This window comes from Botrimarina mediterranea, from assembly GCF_007753265.1.
Taxonomy (GTDB): Bacteria; Planctomycetota; Planctomycetia; order Pirellulales; family Lacipirellulaceae; genus Botrimarina; species Botrimarina mediterranea.
On record NZ_CP036349.1, the window covers coordinates 5,691,029 to 5,715,726 of the forward strand.

Here is a 24,698-nt window from a genome sequence, read left to right on the forward strand (position 1 = left end):
ACCGACGGCACGGACGACTCCTGGGCAACTGGCGGGCCAAACCCCCTCACGGGGGAGGGCCGAGCGCGCAACTGCTGCGGAATCCGGCGTTTGGACGCCCTCCGCCCCGCAAGAGTTGCATCGGGCGCGGAAAAATCGACAAGTTCGCGACGCCGCCATGTCGTCGAAACGCAACCGGCGTTGCCAGCGGGCCACAGGTCCCTCAGCCCCCAGCCCCAATCCCCAGGCCTCCCGGTCGCTCCCGATCTCCCAAGACCCGGGCAGGGACCCCCCCCACCACTTTTGCCGCCGGCACGTCCTTCGTCACGACACTGCCGGCGGCGGCGATGGCGTTCGTCCCCACAGTGACGCCGCCGAGGACCGTCGCCCCGGCGCCGACCCAGGAGCCGTCTTCAAGGGTAATGTCGCCGACGATCAGATCGAATCCTCGTCGGCGGTGGTCGTGCCCCCCACAGCACAGGTAGGCCCGTTGCGACAGGCAGACGTGGCTCCCCAGCCGCACGTCGCCCAGATTGTCGATCCACGACTCCTGGCCGATCCACGTGTGGTCGCCGACGTTCAGCCGCCACGGGTACTTGATCCGCACGTTCGGCTTGATCGTCACGTTGCGGCCGACCTTCGCCCCGAAGCAGCGGAGGATCGAGCATTTGAGCCTGCTGACCGGAAACCAGCCCGACTCAAAGACGAAGACGCTGACGAAGTACCAAACGATCTGCGTCAGCTTCCCCCGCCCCGGCCGATAGCCGCCGGGCGTGTAGCCCGACAGATCGACCCACGCCTCGTTCTGCGGCTCGGCGTTATCGGACACAGTACGGGCGGGTGGCGGGAAGGAACGTCAGCCGACTTTGGTCGCGAACGCAAGGCGAGAGCCGCGTCGTCCCGACCGCGGCCGCATCGGAGACCACTCAACGGACCTGCGACGCCTTCGCCGCAGCCAGCAGCGGCGCGATTGCCTCGGCGTCGAGCCGCTCGGTTCCAAAGCGTAGCTCAACGGGCTTGATCCCGCTGGCGGCGACCGCCGACCAAATCGTTACAACCGCTACCGGCCGGTCGGCCGGGACGTGGACCGTGACGAGGTCCTTCTCCAGCGACGGCGCTACGCGTTTGACGCCCTTCACCGCGTAGAGTTTCCGCGCGACCTTCTTGGCGCACGTCGCGCAGTGCATGTCCTCGACCGCCACGATGACGACGCCCGGGGCGAGTTTCTTCGTTTGCGCCATCGGCTGCTGAGCAAGAACCGGCGCGGCAACAGCACAAACAAACAGAACCACCAAGACCTTTGCAGCACGCATCACGACCTCCGTGTCGTTATTAGATAATTGCTTGATCGGTGGGAGGCGTCTCCAGACGCCGATTGCGGTGTCCATCCCGAAACGGCATGGTGCGCGTCATCGGGGTCTGGAGACCCCTCCCACAACTTCATGCCACTTCAATCATTCTCGCTTATAGAGCCCGTCGGCGCTGACCATCAGCACATCGCCTTTGAGCGTCCACTGGCCGTGCACGACCACGAGGTCGCCCTTCTCCAGCTTGAACAGGTCCCGCGCATCGACGGCGGCGGGTTGCTCGGGATCCTCAGTTGACGGGAACGTCACCACGGCAACCGAGCTCGTCTTGTTCCGCGCCTCGCGCGAACAGAACGGGCAGTCCTCGGCGTGCTCGACTCCTTCCGCGGCGGCGTGCGAGGCGAACTCCTCCACCGTTGAGGGATCGACCAGGAAGAACGTCGCCTGCCCCTTTTTCCACGGGAAGTCGGGCTCGTTGTCGGCGCCCCAGGGGTTGGGCATCCCGCCGACCGTGCCGACGAGGGTGATCGGCGTCGCTTCCTCGGCCGCTTCGTCTTCTTCTTCGCTATCAACCGCCTCACGCTGCTCACGCCAGTCGAGCGGCGTCACGGCGTCGGCGGGCTCGGTTTCGAGGGCGTACCGCTCACGCAGCGATTTCACCACTTCCGGGTCGGGCTTCACCGGGCCGTCCGCACAGCCCGGCAATAGCAACAGCGGAAGAGCTAGCAACGGCAGCAGCGTGATTCGGTTCATCGGAAGCGCTTTAGAAGTTCGGAATCCGTCCGGCGTGACATTTTCTCATTCTATCGGCTGCGAACGCCTTAGCCCACGGCGGAAGCCGGGGTTGGCGGTGCGATAGCTTCCCGAATAGCTACCCGATCTGGAGATTCACCGGGGGCTACCGCCACCCGGCTGACGACCCGTTGGGGGTCCTTGGGCCGAGTTTCAGAATTTTTTGCGCCCCGGTCACAAGATCCGCTGGCAAGCCGCGAAGTCCCTCTTGTGAGCCGCCCTAATAGACAACCCGGGCCGGCCCCAATCGCCCGTCCCGAGCCCCCCTTCCGGGGCCCGCCCTTCCACTTCCGCCTTTCCGGGGGAACCTAGCCGTGATCAAAACTGTCGTCGTTTCTACCCTGCTCGTTGGCCTCGTCGGGGGACTTACCTTCGGCTCCAACGCCCTGAGCTACCTCAGCACCGCCTTCCACCGCACGACGGCTCGCGTCGAGCGGGCCGTCCCGGTCGAGTTCCAGCTCGACCGCGCCCGCCAGATGGTCCGCGACCTGGCGCCGGAAGTCCGGCACTCGATGGAAGTCATCGCCAAGGAAGAGATCGAGCTCGAACGCCTCGCCGAGCAGATCGACTCTGCCGACGAGAAGGCCGAGAAGAGCAAGCGTGAAATCATGCAGCTTCAATCGGACCTCTCCACCGACCGTGACGTGTTCCGCTACGCGGGCCACTCGTACGACCGCAGCGAAGTCACCGAGGACCTGTCGCGGCGGTTCACCCGTCACAAGGTCGCTGACGAAACGCTCGAGCACCTGCGTGACATGCAGCAGGCCCGCAAGGCCAACCTCGATGCGGCTCGCCAAAAGCTGACGGCCATGATCGCCGCCCAGAAGGAACTGGAAACCGACATCATGAATCTCGAAGCCAAGCGGCAGCTGGTCGAAGTCGCCCAGGCGTCGAGCGATGTGGTCGCCCTCGACGAGAGCCAGCTGTCCCGAGCCAAGGGCCTGATCGCCGACATCCGCTCGCGGCTCGACGTGGCCTCGAAGCTCGCCAACGCCGACACGACGTTCCCCGGCGAGATCCAGCTCGATCCGGCCGAGTCCGAGGACGTGCAGCAGCAAGTCGCCGCGTACTTCGACCTCGAGTCGGACAACGCGATGGTCTCCGCCAAGAAGGACGGCAAGGTGGCCGCGATCTCGGCGACGATTCAGTTGGACTGAGCCGTCTGAACGACTGTGGGAGGGGTCTCCAGACGCCGATTACGGCATCCAATTCGCTACGGCATGGATCGCGTAATCGGGGTCTGGAGACCCCTCCCACAGTTTACTTTCTTCCTCTCCCTCACCCCCTCGCTCCGCGTACCATGCCCCTGGCGCCCGACGAAACGCCGACCCAATGGTATGCCGGCCCCTCCGCCCGGCCGTCCAGCAGCGTGGCGGCGATCTCCTTGCGACTCCGTGACACGACCCGCGCCGGTGGCGCCCCCGAGGACCAGACCGTGAAGGGCTTTCCGTCTGGCCAACCGTCCGACGCTTCCCGCCGAGACCAGCAGATGCTCTGGGTCGATGGCGTCGGCGGCTATCTGGTGACGCTCGCCGAGCAGCTGGTGATCGGCCAGCCCGGCGTTGGCTCGAGCGACGGGCCCGACCTGCCGATTCTTGCCGACCTCTCCCGCCGACACGCCCGCCTCGCCCGCACCGGCGGCCGCTACGTGCTGACCCCCTACGGCCCCGCCAATCTGAACGGCAAGAAGCTCGATGGCCCGGCGGTCGTCGAAGACGGCGCCGTCATCGAACTGGGCTCGGTCGCCCTCCGGTTACGAAGACCGCACGCCCTCAGCGCCTCGGCGATCCTGACCATCGAGAGCGGCCACCGCAGCGTGCCGGCTGCGGACGCCATCCTGCTAATGGCGGAGAGTTGCGTCCTGGGCCCGAAGCCGCACAGCCACATCCGCTGCCCCGATTGGCGCGACGAGGCGATCCTGTTCCGCGGCCCCGGGGGGCTCGTGTGCCGTTCCAGCGGCGCCCTGGTGGTCGATGGCCGACCAGCGGACGGCGCCGTCCCCGTTTCGCCCGGCCACCGGATTGAGGGGCAAGATTTCGCGCTGAGCGTCGAACCTGTTCAGGAGGCTTGAGGCGTGAGGAGTCAGGCCTGAGGAAGAAGGCCAAGAAACCAACCCTCACCCCTCAAGCCTCACGCCTCACCGGCTAAACTAAATGTTCCCCCCCACCCTTCTCCGCCGCCGGCCCGCCATGCAGCCCGACGCCTCGCCCGCCGCTGACGACAAAGTCGAGAATGCGGCTGTCGATGGCGGCAGTGACGGCAGCCGCGGGCGCCGCGCCATCAAGTTCCAGTACGCCACCGGCGACACGCCGCTCGACGGCTACACCATTAAACGCGGCGTCGGCCGCGGCGGCTTTGGCGAGGTCTACTTCGCCACCAGCGACGCCGGCAAGGAGGTCGCTCTCAAGCTCATCCGCCGCAACCTCGATGTCGAGCTGCGTGGCGTTCGCCAGTGCCTTAACCTTAAGCACCCCAACCTCGTCGCGCTGTACGACCTCCGAACCGACTCGGTCGATGACCAGTGGGTCGTCATGGAGTACGTCGCCGGTGAGTCGCTCGAAGACGCCGTCAACCGCTGCCCCGACGGCATGCCGATCGAGGAAGCGATCTCCTGGCTGCGTGGCATCGCCGCGGGCGTCGGCTATCTGCATCAGAGCGGCATCGTCCACCGCGACCTCAAGCCCGCCAACGTCTACCTCGAACGCGGCGCCGGCTCGATCGAGTCGCGCGTCAAGATCGGCGACTACGGCCTCTCCAAGTTCATCGCCACCAGCCGCCGCAGCGGGCAGACCGAATCGGTCGGCACCGTCCACTACATGGCGCCCGAGATCGCCGGCGGCCGCTACGGTCGTGAGATCGACACCTACGCCCTCGGCGTGATGTTCTACGAGATGCTCACCGGCCGCGTGCCGTTCGAGGGCGAGAGCGTCGGCGAAGTGCTGATGAAGCACCTCACCGCCGAGCCCGACCTGACGCGCGTCGGCGAGCCCTACCGCACGATCGTGGCGCGAGCGCTAGCGAAGGACCCCGAGTTGCGGTTGTCGAGCGTCGAAGAGATGCTCGCGCTGCTGCCCGGCAACGAGTCGAACGCCCCCGCCAACGTCGCCCCGCCGCAAGCGAAGGGCGGGTTCAATGTCTTGAGCGACGACGTGATCTACGGGCCCATTCGGCATTGGGCGCCCGTTTCGACACCGCCGCACACGCACTACCCCACGCCGCAGCGTGAACCGCTCTGGCAAGCGCTCGTGGACGAGTCACACCGACTGCGTCATTGGTGGCAGGGGCTACCGATCCCGCCGCTCGGCAAGGCGCTGATCCTGTTCGGCATCGTGACGATGCTCGTCTTCTCCGGCGCGGCGATCGCGATCCCGGCGTTCGTGCTGCCGTTCTACTTGGTGTACTACGTCGTCTGGTCGGCGTTCCTCAAAGGGACGGAGACGGCTCCCGCACCCGAGGTCGAAACCCACACCGCCCACTACGATCGACCGCGGAAACCCTCCGCCCCACGACGCACGCGCTACAACTGGCGCCGCGCGGCAATGCGCGAGCGGTCCGCGCGGCCGCTGCGTGAGAAGGCTGCGACGCTGACGGGCTCGATGCTCGTGTCGGCGCTGGTGGCGATCGTCGCGTCGGCGCTTGCGGCGCCGCTCCTGGCGAGTGGGACCGGCGTCGATCCCACCGTAACCGCGGTGTGGCTCGCCGCCGTCGCGACCCTCGGCTCGTGGGGCGTCCTCGCCGTCAGCGCCTTCGGCGAAGCACAGCGCGACGCTCACCCGCCCCGCCGATTGATGAATCTTGCGCTCGGCCTTGTCGTTGGCCTCGCCGCCGCGGGCGCCGCCGAAGTGCTGGGCAATCGGTTGCCAGCCTGGAGCGACGCAACGCTGGCGCCTCACAAGTGTCTGATCCAAGAGATCGTTCTCGATTCTTTCGGCTTCAAGCCCTTCAATGCGATCACCATCTCTGACAACACCGCGACGCTGCCAATGGCGGTTGCTGCGATCTATTTCGGCGCTGTCTTCCTCCTCGTCCGTTGGTGGCGATCGGCAGAGTACGTCCGTCAATATCGCTGGAGCGTCTGGTCGATCGGCGCGGTAGTGATCGCCGCGTGGGCGCTGTCGGCAGTCGCCTGGTTCCCGCAACCCCTGGGGATGGTGCTGGTGGGCGTGATCGCCCTAGCGACCCAAGTCGCCAGCCCCTGGTGCCCCCCCAGCCGCCGAGCCGCGTTGGCTCGTGGCGGCATGAGCATGGAGGTTTAGAGATATGGCGACGACATCGATTTCTGTATTGGGGCTACTTGTCCTGCTTGTTGTCATCGGCTTGCCATTGCTCGTGGTGCTCGGTTTGACGTACATCGCGATTACGCGCAAGAACTGGAGCGGCTTAGCACTGCTCGCAATGATGTTTGGCGGGCTGATCGGAGCTGTGCTGTTGTGGGGATATTCCTCTCACCATGTTTCGAGGACGGAAGCGGCAGTTGTGAGGGCCGAAGCTGAGGCAAGGACGAAATCTCTGCGCGAGCTGGCGCGACAGATTGCAATGCAAGAAAAGCAAACGGCTTCGACTCAAGAATCTAGCCGGGAGCGACTGCCATGGGAGACTACGGCCGAAGTCGCCAGCGACGAAGAGCTTGCAGCGGTCGCGTCCGCACAGCCGAAGATTAAACTTGAGGACATCGATCCCGCAGACAAGCCGGTCTATAACAACCTCAAGAATACTGCCGAGCCGCATCCGATTCGCCCCGACTGGATCGACGCCCACCTCGGCGACAATCAGAAGCTGATCGTTTCCGGCCCGTTCACCACGAAGGACTCGTGCGAGTCCGATACAAAAGAGCAGCTCGCGAACTGGCTGAATCTCAAATTCGGAGCGATCGGGGGCACACTCTCGTGGCCTACAGAAACAGGCTTCGACCCATCGCCGTTCGTGAAGTCTCAGTACGAAGAAATTCGTGACACGTCCGTCGGCGAAGTCCATCTGCTCTATACGCTCGCCGAAGTGGCTCCCGAAGTCCAGGCGCAGATCGCTAAGTCGCTCGCCGACGCCGCCGCCAGAGTCGCACGCACACGCGGCGTTCGCGCCGTGACGTTCGCTGGCGCTAGCGTGCTGTCGCTCGTAGCGCTCGCGCACGTCGTGCTGCGATCGGGCGGGCGAAAGCCCAAAAGCAACGCCGCCTAACCGAATGACCGGGAGCCGAAACGCATTAGCGCCCGGAGTTGCGGCGCGGACTTACTCGCCATCCGTATCACGCTGCTACTCGGGGCGCTGACGCGTTCCGGCTCCCTGACAAACGTGATTGTGAGTTGAAGCTCGGTTTGCATCGCCTCCGCTTGCGGTTAATACTCTCTGAGAGAGCGTTCTCACTTCCAACCCCACCAAACCCCAGCCGCCGATGCCCGATGCGCTTGCCGATGACGTGGCGCCTTCGCCCGAGTCGCTGCTCGTGGCCGAGATCCGTCGTGGCAAGCCCGACGCGTGGCGGCAGCTGATCGACGAGTTCGAGGGACGCCTGCTCGCCTTCGTGCGGAGCCGCTTGGGGACGAGTCGCGGCGCGGCGAGCGAGGACGTTGTCCAAGAGACCTTCATCGGCTTCCTGACGAGCCTGCCGAACTACGACGCCCGCCGGCCGCTCGAGGGCTGGCTCTTCTCGATCGCTGCCCACAAGCTCACCGACCACCTGCGTCGCGAAGGCCGCCGCCCCGCCGTCACGCTCTCGAGCACCGAAGGTGAATCGGGCGGCGGCGCGTGGGACCTGCCCGGCTCGGCGCGTGGCGCCAGCTCGATCGCCCGCAGCGGCGAACGCCGCCGCCTCGAGGCCGACGCCCTCGCCGAGGCGCTTGCCGAACAGATCGCCATCTGGCGCGGTCGCGACGATTGGCCCAAGGTCAAAGCGATGGAGCTGCTGTTCGTCCGCGGCATGGGCAATAAAGAGGTCGCCGTCGCGGTCGGCCTCACCGAACAGCAAGTCGCCAACTTCAAGTTCGACTTTCTCGCCAATCTCAAGAAGCGACTCAAGAAACAGGGTCTCGACGAAGGCGTCTTCCCCGAGCTCACTGCGTGAGCGGCTATCGGCTGTCAGCTATCGGCTGTCAGCTTTACCCTTCGTTCTTCTAGCCGACAGCCGAAAGCCGATGGCCGACAGCCCCTTCACCGACGCCGAACTCCACGCTTATCTCGACGAAGCCGCCGCGCCGGAACGGATCGCGGCGATCGAAGCGGCGCTGCGTGACGACGACGAGCTGCGCGAACGGTTGGCGACGCTCGTCAGCGGCCGCGACGCGGGGCTGCACTCGCTCGGTGAGGTGTGGCGCCGCAACCGGCTGACGTGCCCCTCGCGCGAACAGCTCGGCAGCCACCTGTTGGGCGTCCTCCCCGAAGCGCACGCCGACTACGTGCGGTTCCACCTCGAAGTGGTCGACTGCCGCTGGTGCAACGCCAACGTCGAGGACCTCCGCGAACGCCACGAGCAGAGCGCCGAGACGGGCACGACCCGCCGGCGCGGTAAGTACTTCGAGTCGAGCGTCGGCCGCCTCTCCGACTGCGGCTGACCCGTAGAAAGCCCCGGAGGGGCGAGCCCCTGAATTGCGTCGCGACATCAACGCGAAGCCCCGGAGGGGCGAAAGCAACTCTTCCGTTGCTTTCGCCCCTCCGGGGCTTCTGATTTCTTGCGGCTCCGTTTCCAGGTTCCAGGGGCTCGCGCCCCTGGCTACGCGCTGCCGCCCCTCCGGGGCTATCTACAGCGCCGGCTGGCGGATCGATGGTGCGACGGCGACTTCGGGTTGGAGCATCTCGACGAGCTTCGCCGGCTCGACGAAGCCGACGCGGCCGGCGAACGGCTTGCCCTGGGCCGTCACGAGGATCGTCGCGGGGAACGCCCGGACCCTCAGCGACGCGATCTCGTCGGGGTGCGTGTCGGCGTGCAGCTTAAGCGGCACGAAGCCCGTGCGGACCATCTGGGCGACCGCTGGGTCGCTCCAGGTCTCCTTCTCCATCTTGCGGCAGAAGGCGCACTTCTCGGCCGTGACGTAGACGAGGATCGGCTTACCGGTGCGGTGCGAGGCGGCAAAGGCGTCGGCCGTGACGTCGCTCCAGGCGATCGACGACGAGGCAGGCGACTGGGCGTTCGCGATATTAGCGATCGAGATAGCGCTCAGCGCGCCGAGGGCCGCGGCGAGCGGCAGGCAGTAGCGTTTCACGGCGGCTCCGGGCGACCGGGGAGAGGACTTGTCCGTCCTTCCCAGATCGGCAGCGGCGCCAGCAGTGCCTGCAAGAATGCGTGAGGGTTCCAGCTACGCTAGGCGGGCCCCGTCCGCAGCGGGGGCGCCCGCACCGGTTAGCGAAACCTTACGGGTTCGCCTCCGCCGCCTTGTCCGCCTTGTAGCTGTTGACGTCCGGCGTGTACTCGTGGCTGTCGAGCACGGTCATGCCGAGGAACAGCACCAGGAAGACCATCGCCCCGATCATCAGGATACTGTTGAAGAGCTTGTCGTGCTGGAGGTGCATGAAGATCACCGCCACCAGCAACGCCTTGGCCGTCGCGATGGTGAGCGTGATCGGCATGTCGAGCCACGTCAGGTCCATCGGGTCGTTGAAGACCATCGGCAGGAAGTACTGCACCGGGAAGTCTTTCAGCGGCACCGTCGAGACGGCGACGGTCAGCAGCGTCAGCGCCACCAGCGCGCCGAACGTCGCCCAGAGGACCTGGGGACTGGAAATGTGGTGGCCGGGGGCTTCGTGAGACATTTTGGAGCGGTTAGTCGTTAGCTTTTAGCGATTAGTAAACGCGGGGCGGGCCGTTAGCTAACCGCTAACGACTAACCGCTAACAGCTAGTGAATCAGGTACATCAGCGGGAACAAATAAATCCACACCAAGTCAACGATGTGCCAGTAGAGGCCGACATTCTCGACCGGCAGGAAGTACTCCGCGGAGAACTCGCTAGCGGCGGCTTTGGCGACGACCCAGGTGATCGCGATGATGCCGGCGATGATGTGCACGGCGTGGACGCCGGTCATGATGAAGTAGATCGCGAAGAAGTTGGCCGGCCCGAAGGCGGCGCCGCGGGGGGCGGCCGCTACGTCTTGGGCCTGCTCTTCCGGCGACTTCGGATCGACCTCGCCGGCGGCGGTCGTCTCTCCCTCGCCGGGAGCGGCGGCCGAAGTCACGGCCGCCAGATCGGTTCCTTCGGTCGGCGCCGCATCGCTTTCATGCGACTCAGCGGCGTGATCGGCGGCGTGAGCGTCGTGGCCGCCGGCGCGGGCCACCTCGGCCTCGGTCGGCATGATGCACTTGGCGAGCACGATGCCCAGTCCGAACGACAGCACGCAGACGCCGATCGACGCGGTGACCCAGCCCTTCACGGGCTTGGAGGCGCCGGCCCAACGGGCGCCGAAGAACGTGATGGCGGCGCCGATGACCAGCGAACCGATCGCCAGGCTTGGCATGTAGTCGGCGAAGTGCCAGTCGGCTTCGAGGTGGCCGCCGCTGAACTTATAGAAGTTGCCTGGGCCGATGCCCTCGTCCCACTTGTGGGTGTACTCGATCGCCTTCACGCCGAGGAACAACGCCGCGCAGCCGAGGGTGAAGACGTGCGTGTTGAGGATCGTACGGCGGTCGTTCCGCATCGCGGCCCGCACGCCCCAGGCGATCGCCAAGCTGCTCGCCAGCAGCACGATCGTGTTGATCGCCCCGAGCGTCTTGTTGAGGTGGTGGTGCGCGTCGACAAACACCTCGGGGTAGTGCCAGCGGAACACCGTGTACGCGGCGAACAGGCCCGAGAAGAAGAGCACCTCCTGGGCGAGGAACAGCCACATGCCGAGCTTGCCGGCCTGGAACTGTTGCTCGAGGTCCTCGAAGTGGTGCGCGAGGCTCGGGTGATGGTCGTGTCCGTGCCCATGACCGGCGTCGTGCGGGTCGGCTGCGTGCGGTTCTAGCGTGGCGGCTTCGGCCATATCGCTTCTAAATCGAAGGTTTTACCACAGAGCCACAGAGGACGCGGAGAAGCTTCTTGAGACAGGATTAACCGGATCGACTGGATAAAAAACATCCTGTTGATCCTGTTGATCCTGTCAAAAAACTCTCAGTGCTTCTCTCTGTGTCCTCTGTGGCTCTGTGGTTAATTGAATTGAAATCAGTGAGTCACCGGCGCCGCGGGGGCGTCCGCGGTCTTGCCGCTGCGGTGCAGGTCGGGGAGCACCTCGACGTAGCCCCCCTCGTCCGGGTCGTAGACGAAGTCGTCGTACACGTAGGGGCTGCCGACCCACGGTTGAATCTCAAAATTCGCCGTCGTCGGCGGGCTGCAGCACTTCCACTCCAGCGTCGCCGCGCCCCACGGGTTGTCCGGCGCTTTCTTGCCGCGGAACAGCGAGTAGATCAGCACCGCCGCCGCGAGCGAGAAACCGACGCCAAGGATGACATACCCCGAGGTCGACAGCTGGTGCAGGAACTGGAACTCGGGCTTGTACGCCGCGTAGCGTCGCGGCATGCCGCGGGTGCCGAGGATGAACTGCGGGAAGAACGTGGTGTTGAAGCCGATGAAAACAAGCAGGCAGGCGATGCGGCCCCAGAGCTCGCTGTACATCTTGCCGAACATCTTCGGCCACCAGTGGAAGAGACCGGCGAGGAAGGCGATCAGCGTGCTGCCCATCATCACGTAGTGGAAGTGGGCGACGACGAAGTACGTGTCGTGCAAGTGGATGTCGGTCGCCAGCGTGCCGAGGAACAGGCCCGTCAAGCCGCCGATCGTGAACTGCACGATGAACGCCAGGGCGTAACACATCGGCGTCGTCAGATGGATCGATCCCTTGTACATGGTCGTCAACCAGTTGAAGACCTTGATCGCCGACGGGATCGACACCGTAAACGTCAGCGCGCTGAAGATCACCGCCGCGAGCTTGCTCTCGGTGCTGGTGAACATGTGGTGGCCCCACACCAGGAAGCCCAGCAGCGCGATCGCCACCGACGAGTACGCGATGAACGTGTAACCGAAGATGTGCTTGCGGCTGTGGACCGGGATCACCTCGGAGATGATCGCCATTCCCGGCAGGATCATGATGTAGACGGCCGGGTGCGAGTAGAACCAGAAGAAGTGCTGGTACAACACCGGGTCGCCGCCGAGGGCGGGGTCGAAGATGCCGATGCCCATCAGGCGTTCGCACATCAACAGCACCAGCGTGATCGCTAGCACCGGCGTGGCGAGGACCTGGATGATGGCGGTCGAGTAGATGCCCCACATGAAGAGCGGCATCTTGAACCAGGTCATCCCCTTGGGACGCATCGTGTTGACGGTCACCACGAAGTTCAGGCCCGTGAAGATCGAGCTGAACCCGAGGATAAAGACGCCCATCGTCGCGAAGATGACGCTTGTCTGCGTCGAGGTGCTGTAGGGCGTGTAGAAGGTCCAGCCCGTATCGAGGCCGGACGTGAGCAGCGTAATCAAGAAGAAGACCGCGCCGATGCACCACAGGTGGAAGCTGGCGAGGTTCATCCGTGGGAACGCCACGTCCTTCGCCCCCAGCATCATCGGCAAGAAGATATTGCCCAGCGCCGCGGGGATGCTCGGGATGATGAACAGGAACGTCATCACCGCCCCGTGGAGCGTGAACATCTGGTTGTAGAAGTCCTGCGCTTGTTGGACGTTGTCGTGGAACAGACCGGGCGTGCCGTTCCACAGTTCCAACCGCACCGCGCCGGCGAAGATGCCGCCCAGCAGGAACGCCGACATCACGCCGCACAAGTACATCACGCCGATGCGCTTGTGGTCGAGCGTGAACGCCCACGACGAGACGGCCTGCCAGAAGGTCATCCCGGGGGGATTGGCGAGGTAGCTCCGCCCTTGCGGGATGAACACCTTGCGGCTGGGGTCCTCGGCGATCGCCTGGAGAAGCGAGTGCTCGCGGGATTGGGAAATCATGGTAGCTGTTAGCGGTTAGGCGTTAGCAGTTAGCTATTTCTTCGGTAGGTCAGCGAGTCGCGTCGTCTCGCGACGCGGTCCCTTCGCGGCCTACGATTCGGTGGCGGTCTCGGCGTCGTCCGTCTCGGGTTGCTCGCCGGTCTTTGGCTCCTCGACATCCATCTTCTCGGCGGCGGCTTCTTCCGAGTCTGGCTTGTCCGCGGGAGTTTGCTCTTCGGCGGGAATCGGCTCGCCGGCGTCGAGCCCGTCGCCGGGCGATGTATCGACGCCCTCGGCCGACCCCTCGCCTTCCTCTTGGCCCGGCACACCGCCGGCGTCTTCCCACGTCGCCGGGACGCTGTCGGCTTCGGCGCTGAGCTTCTTCATGTAGTAGATGACGGCCGCGATCTCGGCGTCCTTGAGCTGACCCTGATAGCTCGGCATGACGCCCTTAAAGCCGTCGCGGATCTGAGCCATTGGGTTGAGGATCGACTCGCGGATGTAGTTCTCATCGACCTTGACGGTCCCCTTGTCGGTCTTCTGCTCGGTGCCGTAGGTGCCCTGCCACGTCGGGCCGGTCGACGCCTTGCCATCGACCGAGTGGCACTGTGAGCAGCCGCGCTGCTTCCAGATCTTTTCGCCCAACTCCGCCGGCGAGCTCGTCGGGTCGATCCGCGCCGCTTCGGCGAGCCATGTCTCGAAGGTGCCCGACTTGTGGACGACCACCTTCGCGATCATGGCCGAGTGGCCCTGGCCGCAGTACTCGGTGCAGAACAGGTCGTAGCCGTTCTCGTCGGCGCCGGTGGTGCTCGGGTCGATCGCCGGGTCGAACGATTCGGTCGGCGTCGTGGCGTTGAACCACAACTCGCTATACCGACCGGGCACCACGTCCATCTTCACCCGGAAGGCCGGGACGTAGAGGCTGTGCAGCACGTCGTCGCTCGACATGACCAGCCGCACGTCACGGTCGGCGGGGACGTGAAGGTTCGGGTCGACGACCCCGTTGGGGTACATGAACGACCAGTTCCACTTCTTCGCAACGACCTGGATCTCGTACGCGTTCTCGGGGGGCGTCCGCAGGTCGAGGTAGAAGAGCACGCCGTACCAGAACAGCGCCACAACGATGAAGCTGGGGATGATCGACCACAACGCTTCGAGGCGGTTGTCGTGATGGGGCGTGTGCTGCTCGACATGACCGGGCCGGGCGTAGTAGCGCGCGATGAACGCCACCAGGACCGCCACGATCAGGAAGAAGAAGAACGCGCAGATCCCGAGGATCCAGAAGTACAGCGTGTCGATCGCCGCGGCGCCGGTCGAGGCGGCGTCGCGGAACTGGTCGAACGTGCCGAACGACGCGAGCGGGATTTGCATGGGCGAAACGGGCGACATCGGTATCAGGCGACTTCGTTAGGCTCCCGCTCGGCCGCTTGCGGCTCAGCGGGGTTGATTGACGTAGCGTCGTTGGCAGCGGCGCTAGACGGCGTGCGACGCAGCCAGTAAGGCAACAACCCCGCGCACATCGCGAAAATGGTCACCCCCGCGCCGACACTCATCACTCGACGGGCGACCGGGCCGTAGCGGCCCTTGGTCTCGTCGTAGTGGAAGCAGAACAAGATAATCTGATCGAGTGGAGAGCCAATTTTGCCATCGGCGGCCTCGATCAATGACAGCCGGAGCGTCTGCGGGTCGTACGCGACGCCGTACAGGTAACGCGACACCACGCCCTTCGGCGTGACGACGATCTCCGCCGCGGTGTGCGAGTACTCGCGCGTGTCGGGGACGTACTTGTAACGGAAGCCGACGGCGTCGGCGAGCGCGCGGATGTTCTCTTGGTTGCCCGTCAAGAAGCGGACCCCCTCGGCAGCGCCGGCGCGGCCGTAACGCTGGAGGTACTTTTGCTCGGTCTGTTTGGCGCGGAGGGTTGTCTCCAGCGGATCGACGCTGACGCTCACCACATCGAACTCGCGGCCGGGCGTCCAGCCCTTGGCCTCGGTGATCTCGGCGAGCGTGTCGAACAGGCCGTTGAGCTGCAGGCCGCACAGCATGGGGCAGTCGCTGTAATTGAGCGACAACAGGACGGGGCGGTCGCCCGTGAAGACCTCGGCCAGCGTGATCGCCTTGCCGTTCTCGTCACGGAAGCGCAGGTCGAGCGGCACCTGAGAGCCCGACTTGTCGTCGACGCCGACGCCCTGCATCTCTTCGGGCAACTTCTCGATCAGTTGCGCCCTCACCGGCCCCGCGCAGACCGCCAGCGCCAGAGCCACGAGGGCACTTAGGCACGGCGTTCGTGAGGGGACAGCTAACATCGACTCGAAATGGCTACGATTCGAAGGGAGATAAGGAGATGTTTGGGGATGGGGGGATGGTCTCTCGGCAGGGCAGGCCGCTGTGGGGTGGTTCGTCTACGAAGTGATTCAGAAGGAAACGAGCGGTGGTTTGGCTGGTCCGGACGGCGTCACCGACGATCATCCTTCAATACCTCCAGTTATCCCCCTATCCCCTTCCCCGAAACACCCCTCTGGGAATTCACTCCGCTTTTTTGCTCTGCAGCTCGGCCAGCACTAGTTGTTTAGCGCGGTTGATCGGAATCGTGTAGGGATTCCCCTCCGCGGTGGGGGCGGCATAGCTTGCCAGCACCCCTCGCTGATCGGTGAGCGTCTTCTCAGACTCGATATACCGCGGGGCGATGAGCCGTGTTGTATTGAGCCTGTTCTGCGCCGCGAAGTAAAGCGCCGCGGACCCGAACATCGTGCCGAGGATGATCGCCACCGACACGAAGCCCCAGACCATGAGCGTCGCGCTATCGACGCCGTCTGGCTCGACGCCGGGTTCGGGGATCGGTTGGCCCGGGGGGATTGTGACGGGGTGGTGGCTCATCGCTCGTACTCGCCGGATAGTGCTAACCGCCGAACAGGGGCGGAATCAACTTACTTTCGGTGGGTCGCTTGAGGAAAGGAGATTTGGAGGATGTTGGTGATAGGGGGGATGGTGTCTTGGAGGGGCGACGACTTCGCGATCGAAGTCTCTTAATTCGTTAAAGACTGCCTGCCGGTTTCGGCACGTCCCAATGACGGCCCAATGACGGCCACTTCCCCTATCTCCAAATACCCCCCTACCCCTCCTCTTTAATCCGTCTTGCCTAAATGACTTAGTGGTTGTGGTAGCTGAGGGCGATCGGCAGGCGTGGGTCTTGGACCGGGAGCAGCCAGCGACCGGCGGCGACGCTCATCCAGGCCCACGTGAACACGCCCAACGCGCCCGCGGTGGTAATCAGTCCCATCACGACCGTCATCCCCACCGAGCCATCCGTCCGCACTTGCGGCAGGATGATGTAGGCCAGATCGATCCAATGCGCGACGAGCATCCAGCCCGCCCAGAAGAACATCATCCGCTTGTTGCGCCGGACCCGCTTCGACATGAAACCCAGGAACGGGATGAAGAAGTGCACCAGGATCAGCGCCAGACCCCAGTAGAGCCAGACGCCCTGCTGTCGGATATCGAACCAGAACGTCTCTTCTGGGATCGCCGCGTACCATATCAGCATGTACTGGCTGAAAGAGACGTACGCCCAGAAGACGACGAAGGCGAACATCAGCTTGGCGATGTCGTGGTAGTGCTCGGTTGTGATCGACTGCGTGAGGATGCCACGGTCTTGGAGGAAGACCGACAGCATCAACAGGAACGCCAGGAACACGCCGAACGAGCCGGCGAAGAAGATCACGCCGAACATGGTGCTGAACCAGTGCGGCGCCAGCGACATCATGAAGTCGAACGCCGCGAAGTTCATGCTCAGGGCGTAGACCAGCATCATCGGGCCGGAGTACCACTGCATCGCCTTCGCGCGGCGGAGGGGCTCGCTCGAGTCTTGCCGCGTCGAGATGCCGAGCATCGTCCACGCCATCGCGATCCACAGCAGGTAATAGACGCACGCGCGGATCGTGAACCACGTAGGCTCGAGGTAGTGCATCTTCGACCTCAGGATCGGGTCACTCTCAACCATGGGGCGGTTGACCCACGGGTAGAGCGCGTCGCTGCCCGCGATCACCGAGAATAGGATGATCAGCAGGTAGAGACCGAACGACACCACCAGCGTGCCGGCGGTGATCTCGGAGAGGCGGCGGACCGTGGTGCCCCAGCGGCCGCCGGTGAGGTGATGGGCCAGCACAAAGAACAACCCGCCGACGCCCAGCGACGTGACGTACATCACGGCGAGCAAGTAGGCGTGAGCGAACTGCGCCCAAGAGCCCGTCGCGTAGCCGATGACGGCGCCGACCGCGAGCACCGCGACGCCGACGGCGCCCCAGAGGAACCCGGCGCCGGCCAGCCCGGCGGATGCTTGGCGGATCTCGGTGATGTCGGCGTTGACGAGGGAGGCCATGGCGGGAGCTGTTAGCTGTTAGTCCGGTAGTCGGTTAGTCCGGTAGGGTTCGAGGCGTCAACCGGGCTCCGTTAGGCGCTTGCCTATCGGACTACCGGTCTATCTACCTACCAACCTCTTTCACTTCTTCAAGTTACTGATTTCGCGGAGTTTGTCGGCCGGCAGGTCTTCGGCGGTCGCCTTCTGCGAGCGCTGCAGCGCCTGCAGGTAGAGGACGATTGCCCAGCGGTCTTCGGCGCTGATCTGTTCTTTGTAGCCCGGCATCTTGCGGATGCCGTTGCTGATGGTGTTGAAGATACGGCCCACCGGCTGGGTGGTGACCGCCTCGACATGGAGGCTGGTGGGCTGCGTCCAGGTGCCTTGGTTGAGGCTCATCGCCCGTTGAGTGATGAGGCCGTCGCCTGCGCCGGTCAGGCCGTGGCAAGTGGCGCAGTAGATGTTGAACCGCTGTTCGCCGCGGTCCATCGTTTCCTGCGTGATCTTGATGGCCGCCGGGAAGTCGGTGACCCAGTCCTTCTCCTCGGGCTCGCCCGCTGCCGGCGCCGGGGCGGCGGCTTCGCCGTCCTCCTCATCGCCCTCGGCGACGAACTGCGCTCGGGTGCGGCCGTCGTTGTTGAAGGAAGCGAACCGCAGGTCGCCACGACCGGGGCCGCCGGCGACCGACAATTCGGCGCGCTCGCCGTAGTACAACTCGACGTCGTCGAGGTTGCGGCCGCGGGCGACGGTCCCCTTGATCGGCTCGCGCATCGAGCGGCCGTCGTCGAAAATCGGCGAGGGCTGCTGGGCCTGGAACTTGGCCTGGTGCTCCATGTCCTTGAACAGCGAGATCCGCGGCAGCGACGTCGTCGTGCTCGAGGTCATCCACAGATAGAGCGGGACCAGCAGCGCCGCGGTCGCCACGCACGCGCCGGCGAGATGGATCGCGGCGGGCAGCGACCGGCCTTCGACAACGTCGTTGATCGCTTCGACACCCGTGGCGCCGACCGACGTGAGGAACGCCTCGGTCTCGGCCTCGGCGTACTTGGCGTCAGCCGCCTCGACGAACAAGAAGAACCCGTCGGTCGTCACGTCGGCGAATCGCTCGGAGCGTAGCAGCGGGTTGAATAACCGCGGCAACTTGTTCAGCGCCAGCATGCCGAAGAACGAGCCGAACGCGCTGAGCAGAATCGTCAGCTCGAACGTCACCGGGATGAAAGCCGGGATGCTGAAGAACGGCTTGCCGCTGATGAGGAACTCGTAGCCCGCCAGCCACCACGAACCCTCCATGCCATTCATGTAGCACTGCATCGTGATGCCGATGAGGCACCCCGAGAGGCCCATGCAGAAAACGATCCACGGGAGGATGGTCTTCTTCGCCTTGAGGGCCTCGTCGATGCCGATGACGGCGAACGGCGCGTAGGCCTCGACGTTCTTGTAGCCGGCGTCGGTGACCTTATCGGCCGCGGCGATCAACTCGTCGGGCCCGGCGAACTGCGCAAGCAGGCCGAGGCGCTTCGGCTCGTGCGTGACGTCGAGATTGGCGATTTCGCTCATGTCTTTCGTAAAAGCCCCGGTCAATTAGCCCCCGGTCAATGACCGGGGGCTAAATGCGGATGGATAATTCTCAGTGCGAGTGGGCGCCCTTCGCGTGCCCGTCGACGTGGGCCATCACCTGCTTCACTTCGCTCATCGCGACGATCGGCAGGAAGCGGCAGAACAACAGGAACAGCGTGAAGAACAGCCCGAAGCTGCCGATCAGCATCCCGATGTCGATCCACGTCGGCACGAACGACTGCCAGCTCCCCGGCAGGAACGTCCGTTCCAGCGAGAGGATGATCACGTACCGCTCGAACCACATCCCGATGTTCACGAAGATCGAGATGATAAAGATCAAGATCGGGCTGCGACGGATAAACCCGAACCAGAACAGCTGCGGCGAGATCACGTTGCAGGTGACCATCGTCCAGTAAGCCCACCACGTCGGGCCGAACGCCCGGTTGATGAACGTAAACTGCTCGTAGGGGTTGCCGCCGTACCAGGCGATAAAGAACTCGGTCAGGTACGCGAAGCCGACCATCGAGCCGGTGGCGATGATGATCTTGCACATGCAGTCCACGTGACGCATGGTCACGATGTCCTTCAGCCCGAACCATTCGCGGGCGGGGATCATCAGCGTCAGCACCATGCCGAACCCGCTGAACACGGCGCCGGCGACGAAGTACGGCGGGAAGATCGTCGTGTGCCAGCCCGGCAGCTGACTCACCGCGAAGTCGAACGAAACGATCGTGTGCACCGAGAGCACCAGCGGCGTCGCCAGGGCGGCGAGCAACGCGTAAGCCTTCTCGTAGATGCGCCATTGGGTCGCCGAGCCGATCCAGCCCACCGACAGGATGCCGTAGGCGAAGCGGCGGATCGGGTGCTTGGCCCGGTCACGCAGCGTCGCTAGGTCGGGGATCATGCCCATGTACCAGAAGAGCAGCGACACGGTCGCGTACGTGCCGACCGCGAACACGTCCCACAGCAGCGGGCTGCGGAACTGCGGCCACATGTAGAGCCGCGTATCGGGGAACGGGAACAGGTAGTAGGCGAACCAGACGCGGCCGATGTGGATGCCCGGGAACGTCCCCGCGCAGACCACCGCGAAGATCGTCATCGCTTCGGCGAAGCGGTTGATGCTGGTGCGCCAGTGCTGGCGGAACAGGAACAAGATCGCCGAGATCAGCGTCCCGGCATGGCCGATGCCGACCCAGAACACGAAGTTGACGATCGGCCAGCCCCAGCTCACCGAGTTCTGGTTACCCCAAACGCCGACGCCCGTGATGATCAGGTAGCCGATCATCGCGCCGAGCATGCCGGCGAGCGACGCCGCCACCGCAAACCCGATGAACCACGCCAGCGGCGGGCGCGGATTCTCCGCGATGCGGCAGACCTTCTCGGTCACGCTGCGGTAGTCGTTGTCCCCCTCGACCCAAGGCGGGTCGATCCACGGCTCGGGAACCGAGCCGAGCTTTCCGGGGAGGTAGCCGGCGGGAATGTCAGCGGTCGACATAGAGTAAAAATGACGAAGGACGAAGCACGAATGACGAAGCGACCAAGCTTTCGTTATTCGTCATTCGGATTTCGTCATTCCTATCGAGGCTTTGTTCGTTAGTTGATTAAGCGTGCGATTCTACTTTGTGCTCTTCGTGGCCGTGTTCTTCACCGTGGCCTTCGCCGTGGTGATGGAGCACGGGGTCGAGGTCGGGCCGCGCGAGCATCGGGTGCGGGTTGCGGATCTTCGCCAGGAACTTGTTCCGGGGGTTGGTCATCAACTCGGTGAGGATGCCGTAGGCCCGATCGCTCTTGAAGGTCTGGTGAACCCGTGACTTCTCGTCGCGGAGGTCGCCGAACTCGATCGCGCGGGTGCTGCACGCCTGCTGGCAGGCGGTGGTGACGTCGCCGTCGCGGATCGGGCGGCCCTCGTTCTTCGCCGTGATCCGGGCGGCGGAGATCCGTTGCACGCAGAACGTGCACTTCTCCATCACGCCGCGGCTGCGGACGGTCACCTCGGGGTTCATCACGAGCTTCATCAGCTCGTTCGACGCCTCGTACAGCTTCTTCGTGTAACGGAAGTAATTGAAGCGGCGGACCTTGTAGGGGCAGTTGTTCGAGCAGTACCGCGTGCCGATGCAACGGTTGTAGACCATCACGTTGAGGCCCTCGTTGTCGTGCACCGTCGCGGCGACGGGGCAGACCTCTTCGCACGGCGCCGTTTCGCAGTGCTGGCAGGCGATCGGCTGGTGGGCGATCTGCGGGTTGTCGAAGTTGGCCGGGTCGGCCGCGTCCTGCGGATTCGCTGTGCCGCGGAAGTAGCGGTCGATGCGGATCCAGTGCATCTCACGGCCCTTGTGAACCTGGTCCTTGCCGACCACCGGCACGTTGTTCTCGGCCTGACAGGCGACCATGCAGGCGTTGCAGCCGATGCACTTGTTGAGGTCGATCGTCATGCCCCACGCCGGGGCGTAATTCGGGTCACCCGTGTGGTACTTCTGCAGGTCCCACAGCGGCTCGGTCGGACGGTTCTCGCCGCCGGCGTGAACCATCACCTCGTGGGACATGCTCGGAGCGAAGTCTTTGTGCTCCGTATAGAAGTCCTGCGACGCGGTGCGGATGAGCTCGCCGGTCCGCTTGCCGATCGCCTCGAGGCCCAGCGCGTCGATCGCATGGTGGTCCTGGGTGCCGACGAGCAGGTAGTCCTTGCCCGTCGACTTGATCGTGACGCCCTCGGCGATGAAACCCGTCGTCGCGGCGCCGCCCTTAGCCGCCGCACGCAGCGGGTAGACATCGACGCCGACCGGTTCGGCGGCGGCGGGGAACCACGTGCCGCCGATCCCTTCGGGATAGAGACCGTCGGCGGGGCGACCCGATTGGGGATCGAGCAAGCCGCCGACGCGGCCCGCCGCGGTGCGGCCATAACCTAGCGCGATCGAGATCGAGCCCTTGGCCTGCCCCGGCATGACGTAGACCGGCGCGGTGATGCTCGTCTCACCGACCTTGATCGTGGCCAGCTTGCCCTGCTTGAGGCCGAGCTTCTTGGCGGTTGCTGGCGCCACCAGGGCGGCGTTGTCCCACGTCAGCTTGGTGAGGAAGTCGGGCGTCTCTTGCAGCCAGCCGCTGTTGGCGAGCCGGCCGTCGTACGTGCTGCTGCTGGGGACGAACACGATTTCGATCGCGTCGTCGCCCTCGGCGGGGGCGGCGATCTCGGGGGCGGCGTTCGCCTCGCCGACTTCGGCGACTTCCGCGGCTGAATCAGCGGCGAGGCCATCGTGCAGCACCTTATTCCACGCCGCTTCGTCGAGATCGACCTCGGCGGTGACCGCATCGCGGACCATTTGCTGGGCGTTGGGCGCCTTGTCGCCGGCGAGGACCGCCAGCAACTCGACGACCGACCGACCGCCGAGCAGCGGCTCGATCATCGGCTGGCAAACGCCGACCGATCCGTCCCACGCAATGACGTCGCCCCACTCTTCGAACGGGTGCGTCTGCGGCAGCGACCAGTGGCAAACGCGCGACGTCTCGTCGTCGTACGCGCCGAGGCGGATCGTGTGCTGCGATTTCTCGATCGCCGCAGCAAATCCGGGCAGGTCGTAGGCCGGGTTGCCGTCGAGCACCATCAGCGTGTTGACGCTCTCGTTGCCAAGCGCCTCCAGCAGCGCGGCCGCATCGGCGACTTCGACGCGCGGCTTCGGCTCCTCGGTGAACGTGACCGTCTTGCCGAGGTTGCCGAGCAGGCTGTTGATCTCGTGGCCGAGCGCGTGGACCGCGGCGGGCTGGCCGGGGCCGACGACGACGAGGCTCGACCCCTGGTTGTGCGCCAGGTCATCGGCGAGCACGTCGAGGAACTGCTCGGGGGTGGGCTCGCCTTCGATTGGCTCGCCGTGCTCGTGGTCGCCTGCGGTCAGCTCCTTGACTTTGTCGCGGAGCTTGACGAGCAGCGCGCCGATCGCCGACGACTTCACCGGCAAGCGGTGGTCCGCGGCGGCGCCGGTCTTCGTGAAGAAGCTCTCGACCGACCAGAGGCGGTTCATCTCGCCGTCGGGGTCGCGGCCGTCGGCGTACTCACGGGCGATCCGCGACGCGTCGGGCGTCTCGTGCAGCAGGTCGGCGTCGAACGTTGCGATGACCTTGGCGACGGGCTTTCCTTCCGCGTCCGTCAGCTTGTAGTGCGAACGCAGCCGCGAGCCGAACGCCAGCTCGGCGCCGGCGAGCGCGTTCTCGCAGGAGATCGCGTCGTGCTTGTAGAACTTCGCGGCCGGGAACTTCTCCTGCACGCTGTCGAGCGCCGCGTAGAACGCGTACGAATCGATGGTCGGCGTGAGGATCGCCAGGCCCGCCCCGTCGCCGAGCTCGGCGACGCGCTCGTCGAGGAAGTTCTCGAACGCGGTCCAGTCCTTGGTGAAGGTCGCGCTGCCGTCACGCTGGATGACCGAACGCGCGCGGTCGGGGTCGTAGAGGGCGAGCGTCGCGGCTTGGGTGAAGCCGTCCGCGGCGCCGAGCGAGGCCGGGTGGTCGGGGTTGCCCTCGACCTTCACGGGACGCTCGTCGTACTTGGTCACCAACAGGTGACGCGGCGCGCCGGCCCAGTGGATGTTCGTCGCGTAGTGCTGGTGCGTGCCGGGGATGTAACCCTCGGGGCGATTGGCGAACTCGGCGATCTTCTCCGTTTCCCAGCGGCAGCCGGCGGCGCCGGCCAGCGCGAACGACGCGCTCATCAGCTGCATCCACCGACGCCGCGACACGCCCTCGGGGAACTCCGAGGCGGCCTGCGGAAACTCGCGCGCCAGGAACTCCTGGAACTGCTCCGTATTCTGCAACTCGTCCAGGCTACGCCAGAACGGGCTGACGCGGCTGGCGGGGGCCAGGGGGTTGGACGGCTCTTGGGTCGCTTGGGTCATCGCTGCGGTCGGGAGGGGACGCGGCAGTGTGCTTGAATTCGCAGGGCTCTCCGCCAACGCTCGGCGGAGGAGCCAATAATCACTTGCTCGACGGGCCGCTTAACGGTGGCACGTCGAGCAGTTGCTGTTCGGGTGGACGCCGAGCTGCTTCGCCACTTCGGCGCCGATCTTTTCGCGGGAGCCCTCGCCACTTAGCTCGGGGTCCCACTCCATATTCGTGATCTGGTCGAGCGGACGCAGACGCGCCGTCGGGTCGCGGTGGCAGTCGAGGCACCAGCTCATCGACAGCGGCTTGTCTTGGTGAACGACTTCCATCTTGTCGACGCGGCCGTGGCATTCGACACAGCCGACGCCCTTGTTCACGTGGGCCGAGTGGTTGAAGTACACGTAGTCGGCAAGGTCGTGGATCTTCTCCCACTGGATCGACTCGTTCGACGCCAGGCTCTCACGCACCTTGGTGAGCTTGACGCTCGTGGTGTGGATCGCGGTCTTGGCGAGCGTGCCGTCCGGGCCGAGCGTCGCGTTGTGGCAGTTGCCACAGGTCGCCGTCGGTGGGATGGCGGCGTGGCCGGCCTTGTCCACCGTGTTATGGCAGTACCGGCAGTCGATCTTCAGCTCGCCGGCGTGCAGCTTGTGGCTGTACGGGACGGGCTGCTCCGGCTGGTAGCCGGTGTACATCACCTTCGGCAGTGTGCCGTAGAACAGCACGGCCCCGGCGTACGCAGCCCCAGCGAGGGCGCCGCCGATCACCATCAGCGAGAAGGTATTGACCCAGGGCGGGAAATGGAACTTGGCCACGTCGAGAGATCGGCGGAGGCTAGTTGATAGGTAAATACACGTCACGGCACGCAGGGACTCTGCGAGCCCGGCCAAGGTACCGAACCAAGCCCGTCCAAGATAGCGGCATTAGAGTCACACCCGAACGGGGGGTATCACCACGGG

21 protein-coding genes are annotated in these 24,698 nt (G+C 65.0%); 6 read left to right on the forward strand and 15 right to left on the reverse strand.

Going from position 1 to position 24,698, the window contains the following annotated elements:
* Window positions 1-202: 202 nt before the first annotated feature.
* The 3 genes from Spa11_RS21995 to Spa11_RS22005 form a co-directional block, all read right to left on the reverse strand.
* Window positions 203-808 (reverse strand): WcaF family extracellular polysaccharide biosynthesis acetyltransferase, encoded by a 606-nt coding sequence (locus tag Spa11_RS21995; RefSeq protein ID WP_197529588.1) that lies wholly within the window; start codon window positions 806-808, stop codon window positions 203-205.
* Between the two features lie 97 nt (window positions 809-905).
* The gene (locus Spa11_RS22000) at window positions 906-1,367 is read right to left on the reverse strand and encodes a heavy-metal-associated domain-containing protein (protein WP_145116740.1); all 462 of its coding nucleotides are present in this window, start codon (window positions 1,365-1,367) and stop codon (window positions 906-908) included.
* A gap of 66 nt (window positions 1,368-1,433) precedes the next feature.
* The gene (locus Spa11_RS22005) at window positions 1,434-2,039 is read right to left on the reverse strand and encodes a hypothetical protein (protein WP_145116741.1); all 606 of its coding nucleotides are present in this window, start codon (window positions 2,037-2,039) and stop codon (window positions 1,434-1,436) included.
* A gap of 353 nt (window positions 2,040-2,392) precedes the next feature.
* Between Spa11_RS22005 and Spa11_RS22010 the strand changes: the two genes are divergently transcribed.
* The 6 genes from Spa11_RS22010 (at window position 2,393) to Spa11_RS22035 (ending at window position 8,623) form a co-directional block, all read left to right on the forward strand.
* Window positions 2,393-3,235 (forward strand): hypothetical protein, encoded by an 843-nt coding sequence (locus Spa11_RS22010; protein WP_145116742.1) that lies wholly within the window; start codon window positions 2,393-2,395, stop codon window positions 3,233-3,235.
* Between the two features lie 143 nt (window positions 3,236-3,378).
* On the forward strand, window positions 3,379-4,149 hold the full coding sequence (locus Spa11_RS22015) for an FHA domain-containing protein (protein ID WP_145116743.1): 771 nt from the start codon (window positions 3,379-3,381) through the stop codon (window positions 4,147-4,149).
* 82 nt (window positions 4,150-4,231) lie between these two features.
* On the forward strand, window positions 4,232-6,334 hold the full coding sequence (locus Spa11_RS22020; RefSeq protein WP_145116744.1) for a serine/threonine-protein kinase: 2,103 nt from the start codon (window positions 4,232-4,234) through the stop codon (window positions 6,332-6,334).
* Between the two features lie 4 nt (window positions 6,335-6,338).
* Window positions 6,339-7,253 carry a hypothetical protein gene (locus Spa11_RS22025; RefSeq protein ID WP_145116745.1) on the forward strand — a complete coding sequence of 305 codons (915 nt, stop codon included), beginning with the start codon at window positions 6,339-6,341 and terminating at the stop codon, window positions 7,251-7,253.
* A gap of 214 nt (window positions 7,254-7,467) precedes the next feature.
* Complete coding sequence (locus tag Spa11_RS22030) at window positions 7,468-8,136, forward strand: RNA polymerase sigma factor (RefSeq protein WP_145116746.1); 669 nt, start codon at window positions 7,468-7,470, stop codon at window positions 8,134-8,136.
* A gap of 70 nt (window positions 8,137-8,206) precedes the next feature.
* Entirely contained in the window at window positions 8,207-8,623 is a 417-nt protein-coding gene (locus Spa11_RS22035) for an anti-sigma factor (protein WP_145116747.1), read from the forward strand.
* A 186-nt stretch (window positions 8,624-8,809) separates the two neighbouring features.
* Here the strand turns inward: Spa11_RS22035 and Spa11_RS22040 are convergent, their stop codons facing one another.
* The 12 genes from Spa11_RS22040 to Spa11_RS22095 all read right to left on the reverse strand — a co-directional run bounded on the left by Spa11_RS22040 (window position 8,810) and on the right by Spa11_RS22095 (window position 24,554).
* Entirely contained in the window at window positions 8,810-9,271 is a 462-nt protein-coding gene (locus Spa11_RS22040; RefSeq protein ID WP_197529589.1) for a thioredoxin family protein, read from the reverse strand.
* 148 nt (window positions 9,272-9,419) lie between these two features.
* Entirely contained in the window at window positions 9,420-9,818 is a 399-nt protein-coding gene (locus Spa11_RS22045; RefSeq protein ID WP_145116749.1) for a cytochrome C oxidase subunit IV family protein, read from the reverse strand.
* Between the two features lie 85 nt (window positions 9,819-9,903).
* Window positions 9,904-11,025: a cytochrome c oxidase subunit 3 gene (locus tag Spa11_RS22050; RefSeq protein WP_145116750.1), complete on the reverse strand. Its 1,122-nt coding sequence runs from the start codon at window positions 11,023-11,025 to the stop codon at window positions 9,904-9,906.
* A 179-nt stretch (window positions 11,026-11,204) separates the two neighbouring features.
* Window positions 11,205-12,986: a cytochrome c oxidase subunit I gene (locus Spa11_RS22055; RefSeq protein ID WP_231933078.1), complete on the reverse strand. Its 1,782-nt coding sequence runs from the start codon at window positions 12,984-12,986 to the stop codon at window positions 11,205-11,207.
* Window positions 12,987-13,076: 90 nt separating this feature from the next.
* The gene (locus Spa11_RS22060) at window positions 13,077-14,354 is read right to left on the reverse strand and encodes a cytochrome c oxidase subunit II transmembrane domain-containing protein (RefSeq protein ID WP_145116751.1); all 1,278 of its coding nucleotides are present in this window, start codon (window positions 14,352-14,354) and stop codon (window positions 13,077-13,079) included.
* 5 nt (window positions 14,355-14,359) lie between these two features.
* Window positions 14,360-15,229 (reverse strand): SCO family protein, encoded by an 870-nt coding sequence (locus Spa11_RS22065; protein WP_145116752.1) that lies wholly within the window; start codon window positions 15,227-15,229, stop codon window positions 14,360-14,362.
* Between the two features lie 262 nt (window positions 15,230-15,491).
* Window positions 15,492-15,842 carry a hypothetical protein gene (locus Spa11_RS22070; RefSeq protein ID WP_145116753.1) on the reverse strand — a complete coding sequence of 117 codons (351 nt, stop codon included), beginning with the start codon at window positions 15,840-15,842 and terminating at the stop codon, window positions 15,492-15,494.
* Window positions 15,843-16,113: 271 nt separating this feature from the next.
* Window positions 16,114-17,343, reverse strand: a complete 1,230-nt coding sequence (locus Spa11_RS22075) for a quinol:cytochrome C oxidoreductase (RefSeq protein WP_145116754.1) — start codon at window positions 17,341-17,343, stop codon at window positions 16,114-16,116.
* A gap of 120 nt (window positions 17,344-17,463) precedes the next feature.
* The gene (locus Spa11_RS22080; protein WP_145116755.1) at window positions 17,464-18,876 is read right to left on the reverse strand and encodes a quinol:electron acceptor oxidoreductase subunit ActD; all 1,413 of its coding nucleotides are present in this window, start codon (window positions 18,874-18,876) and stop codon (window positions 17,464-17,466) included.
* Window positions 18,877-18,946: 70 nt separating this feature from the next.
* Complete coding sequence (gene nrfD / locus Spa11_RS22085; protein WP_145116756.1) at window positions 18,947-20,371, reverse strand: NrfD/PsrC family molybdoenzyme membrane anchor subunit; 1,425 nt, start codon at window positions 20,369-20,371, stop codon at window positions 18,947-18,949.
* A 106-nt stretch (window positions 20,372-20,477) separates the two neighbouring features.
* Window positions 20,478-23,756 carry a TAT-variant-translocated molybdopterin oxidoreductase gene (locus Spa11_RS22090; RefSeq protein ID WP_145116757.1) on the reverse strand — a complete coding sequence of 1,093 codons (3,279 nt, stop codon included), beginning with the start codon at window positions 23,754-23,756 and terminating at the stop codon, window positions 20,478-20,480.
* Window positions 23,757-23,855: 99 nt separating this feature from the next.
* Window positions 23,856-24,554, reverse strand: a complete 699-nt coding sequence (locus tag Spa11_RS22095) for a cytochrome c3 family protein (RefSeq protein ID WP_145116758.1) — start codon at window positions 24,552-24,554, stop codon at window positions 23,856-23,858.
* Window positions 24,555-24,698: the final 144 nt, after the last annotated feature.

What these genes read in the sequence shown, in the direction of transcription:
- Spa11_RS22000 (WP_145116740.1), bottom strand. Translation starts at nt 1,367, where the DNA reads ATGGACACCGCAATCGGCGTCTGGAGACGCCTCCCACCGATCAAGCAA.
- Spa11_RS22005 (WP_145116741.1), bottom strand. Translation starts at nt 2,039, where the DNA reads ATGAACCGAATCACGCTGCTGCCGTTGCTAGCTCTTCCGCTGTTGCTA.
- Spa11_RS22015 (WP_145116743.1), top strand. Translation starts at nt 3,379, where the DNA reads ATGCCCCTGGCGCCCGACGAAACGCCGACCCAATGGTATGCCGGCCCC.
- Spa11_RS22020 (WP_145116744.1), top strand. Translation starts at nt 4,232, where the DNA reads ATGTTCCCCCCCACCCTTCTCCGCCGCCGGCCCGCCATGCAGCCCGAC.
- Spa11_RS22025 (WP_145116745.1), top strand. Translation starts at nt 6,339, where the DNA reads ATGGCGACGACATCGATTTCTGTATTGGGGCTACTTGTCCTGCTTGTT.
- Spa11_RS22030 (WP_145116746.1), top strand. Translation starts at nt 7,468, where the DNA reads ATGCCCGATGCGCTTGCCGATGACGTGGCGCCTTCGCCCGAGTCGCTG.
- Spa11_RS22035 (WP_145116747.1), top strand. Translation starts at nt 8,207, where the DNA reads ATGGCCGACAGCCCCTTCACCGACGCCGAACTCCACGCTTATCTCGAC.
- Spa11_RS22045 (WP_145116749.1), bottom strand. Translation starts at nt 9,818, where the DNA reads ATGTCTCACGAAGCCCCCGGCCACCACATTTCCAGTCCCCAGGTCCTC.
- Spa11_RS22050 (WP_145116750.1), bottom strand. Translation starts at nt 11,025, where the DNA reads ATGGCCGAAGCCGCCACGCTAGAACCGCACGCAGCCGACCCGCACGAC.
- Spa11_RS22055 (WP_231933078.1), bottom strand. Translation starts at nt 12,986, where the DNA reads ATGATTTCCCAATCCCGCGAGCACTCGCTTCTCCAGGCGATCGCCGAG.
- Spa11_RS22060 (WP_145116751.1), bottom strand. Translation starts at nt 14,354, where the DNA reads ATGTCGCCCGTTTCGCCCATGCAAATCCCGCTCGCGTCGTTCGGCACG.
- Spa11_RS22070 (WP_145116753.1), bottom strand. Translation starts at nt 15,842, where the DNA reads ATGAGCCACCACCCCGTCACAATCCCCCCGGGCCAACCGATCCCCGAA.
- Spa11_RS22075 (WP_145116754.1), bottom strand. Translation starts at nt 17,343, where the DNA reads ATGGCCTCCCTCGTCAACGCCGACATCACCGAGATCCGCCAAGCATCC.
- Spa11_RS22080 (WP_145116755.1), bottom strand. Translation starts at nt 18,876, where the DNA reads ATGAGCGAAATCGCCAATCTCGACGTCACGCACGAGCCGAAGCGCCTC.
- nrfD (WP_145116756.1), bottom strand. Translation starts at nt 20,371, where the DNA reads ATGTCGACCGCTGACATTCCCGCCGGCTACCTCCCCGGAAAGCTCGGC.
- Spa11_RS22090 (WP_145116757.1), bottom strand. Translation starts at nt 23,756, where the DNA reads ATGACCCAAGCGACCCAAGAGCCGTCCAACCCCCTGGCCCCCGCCAGC.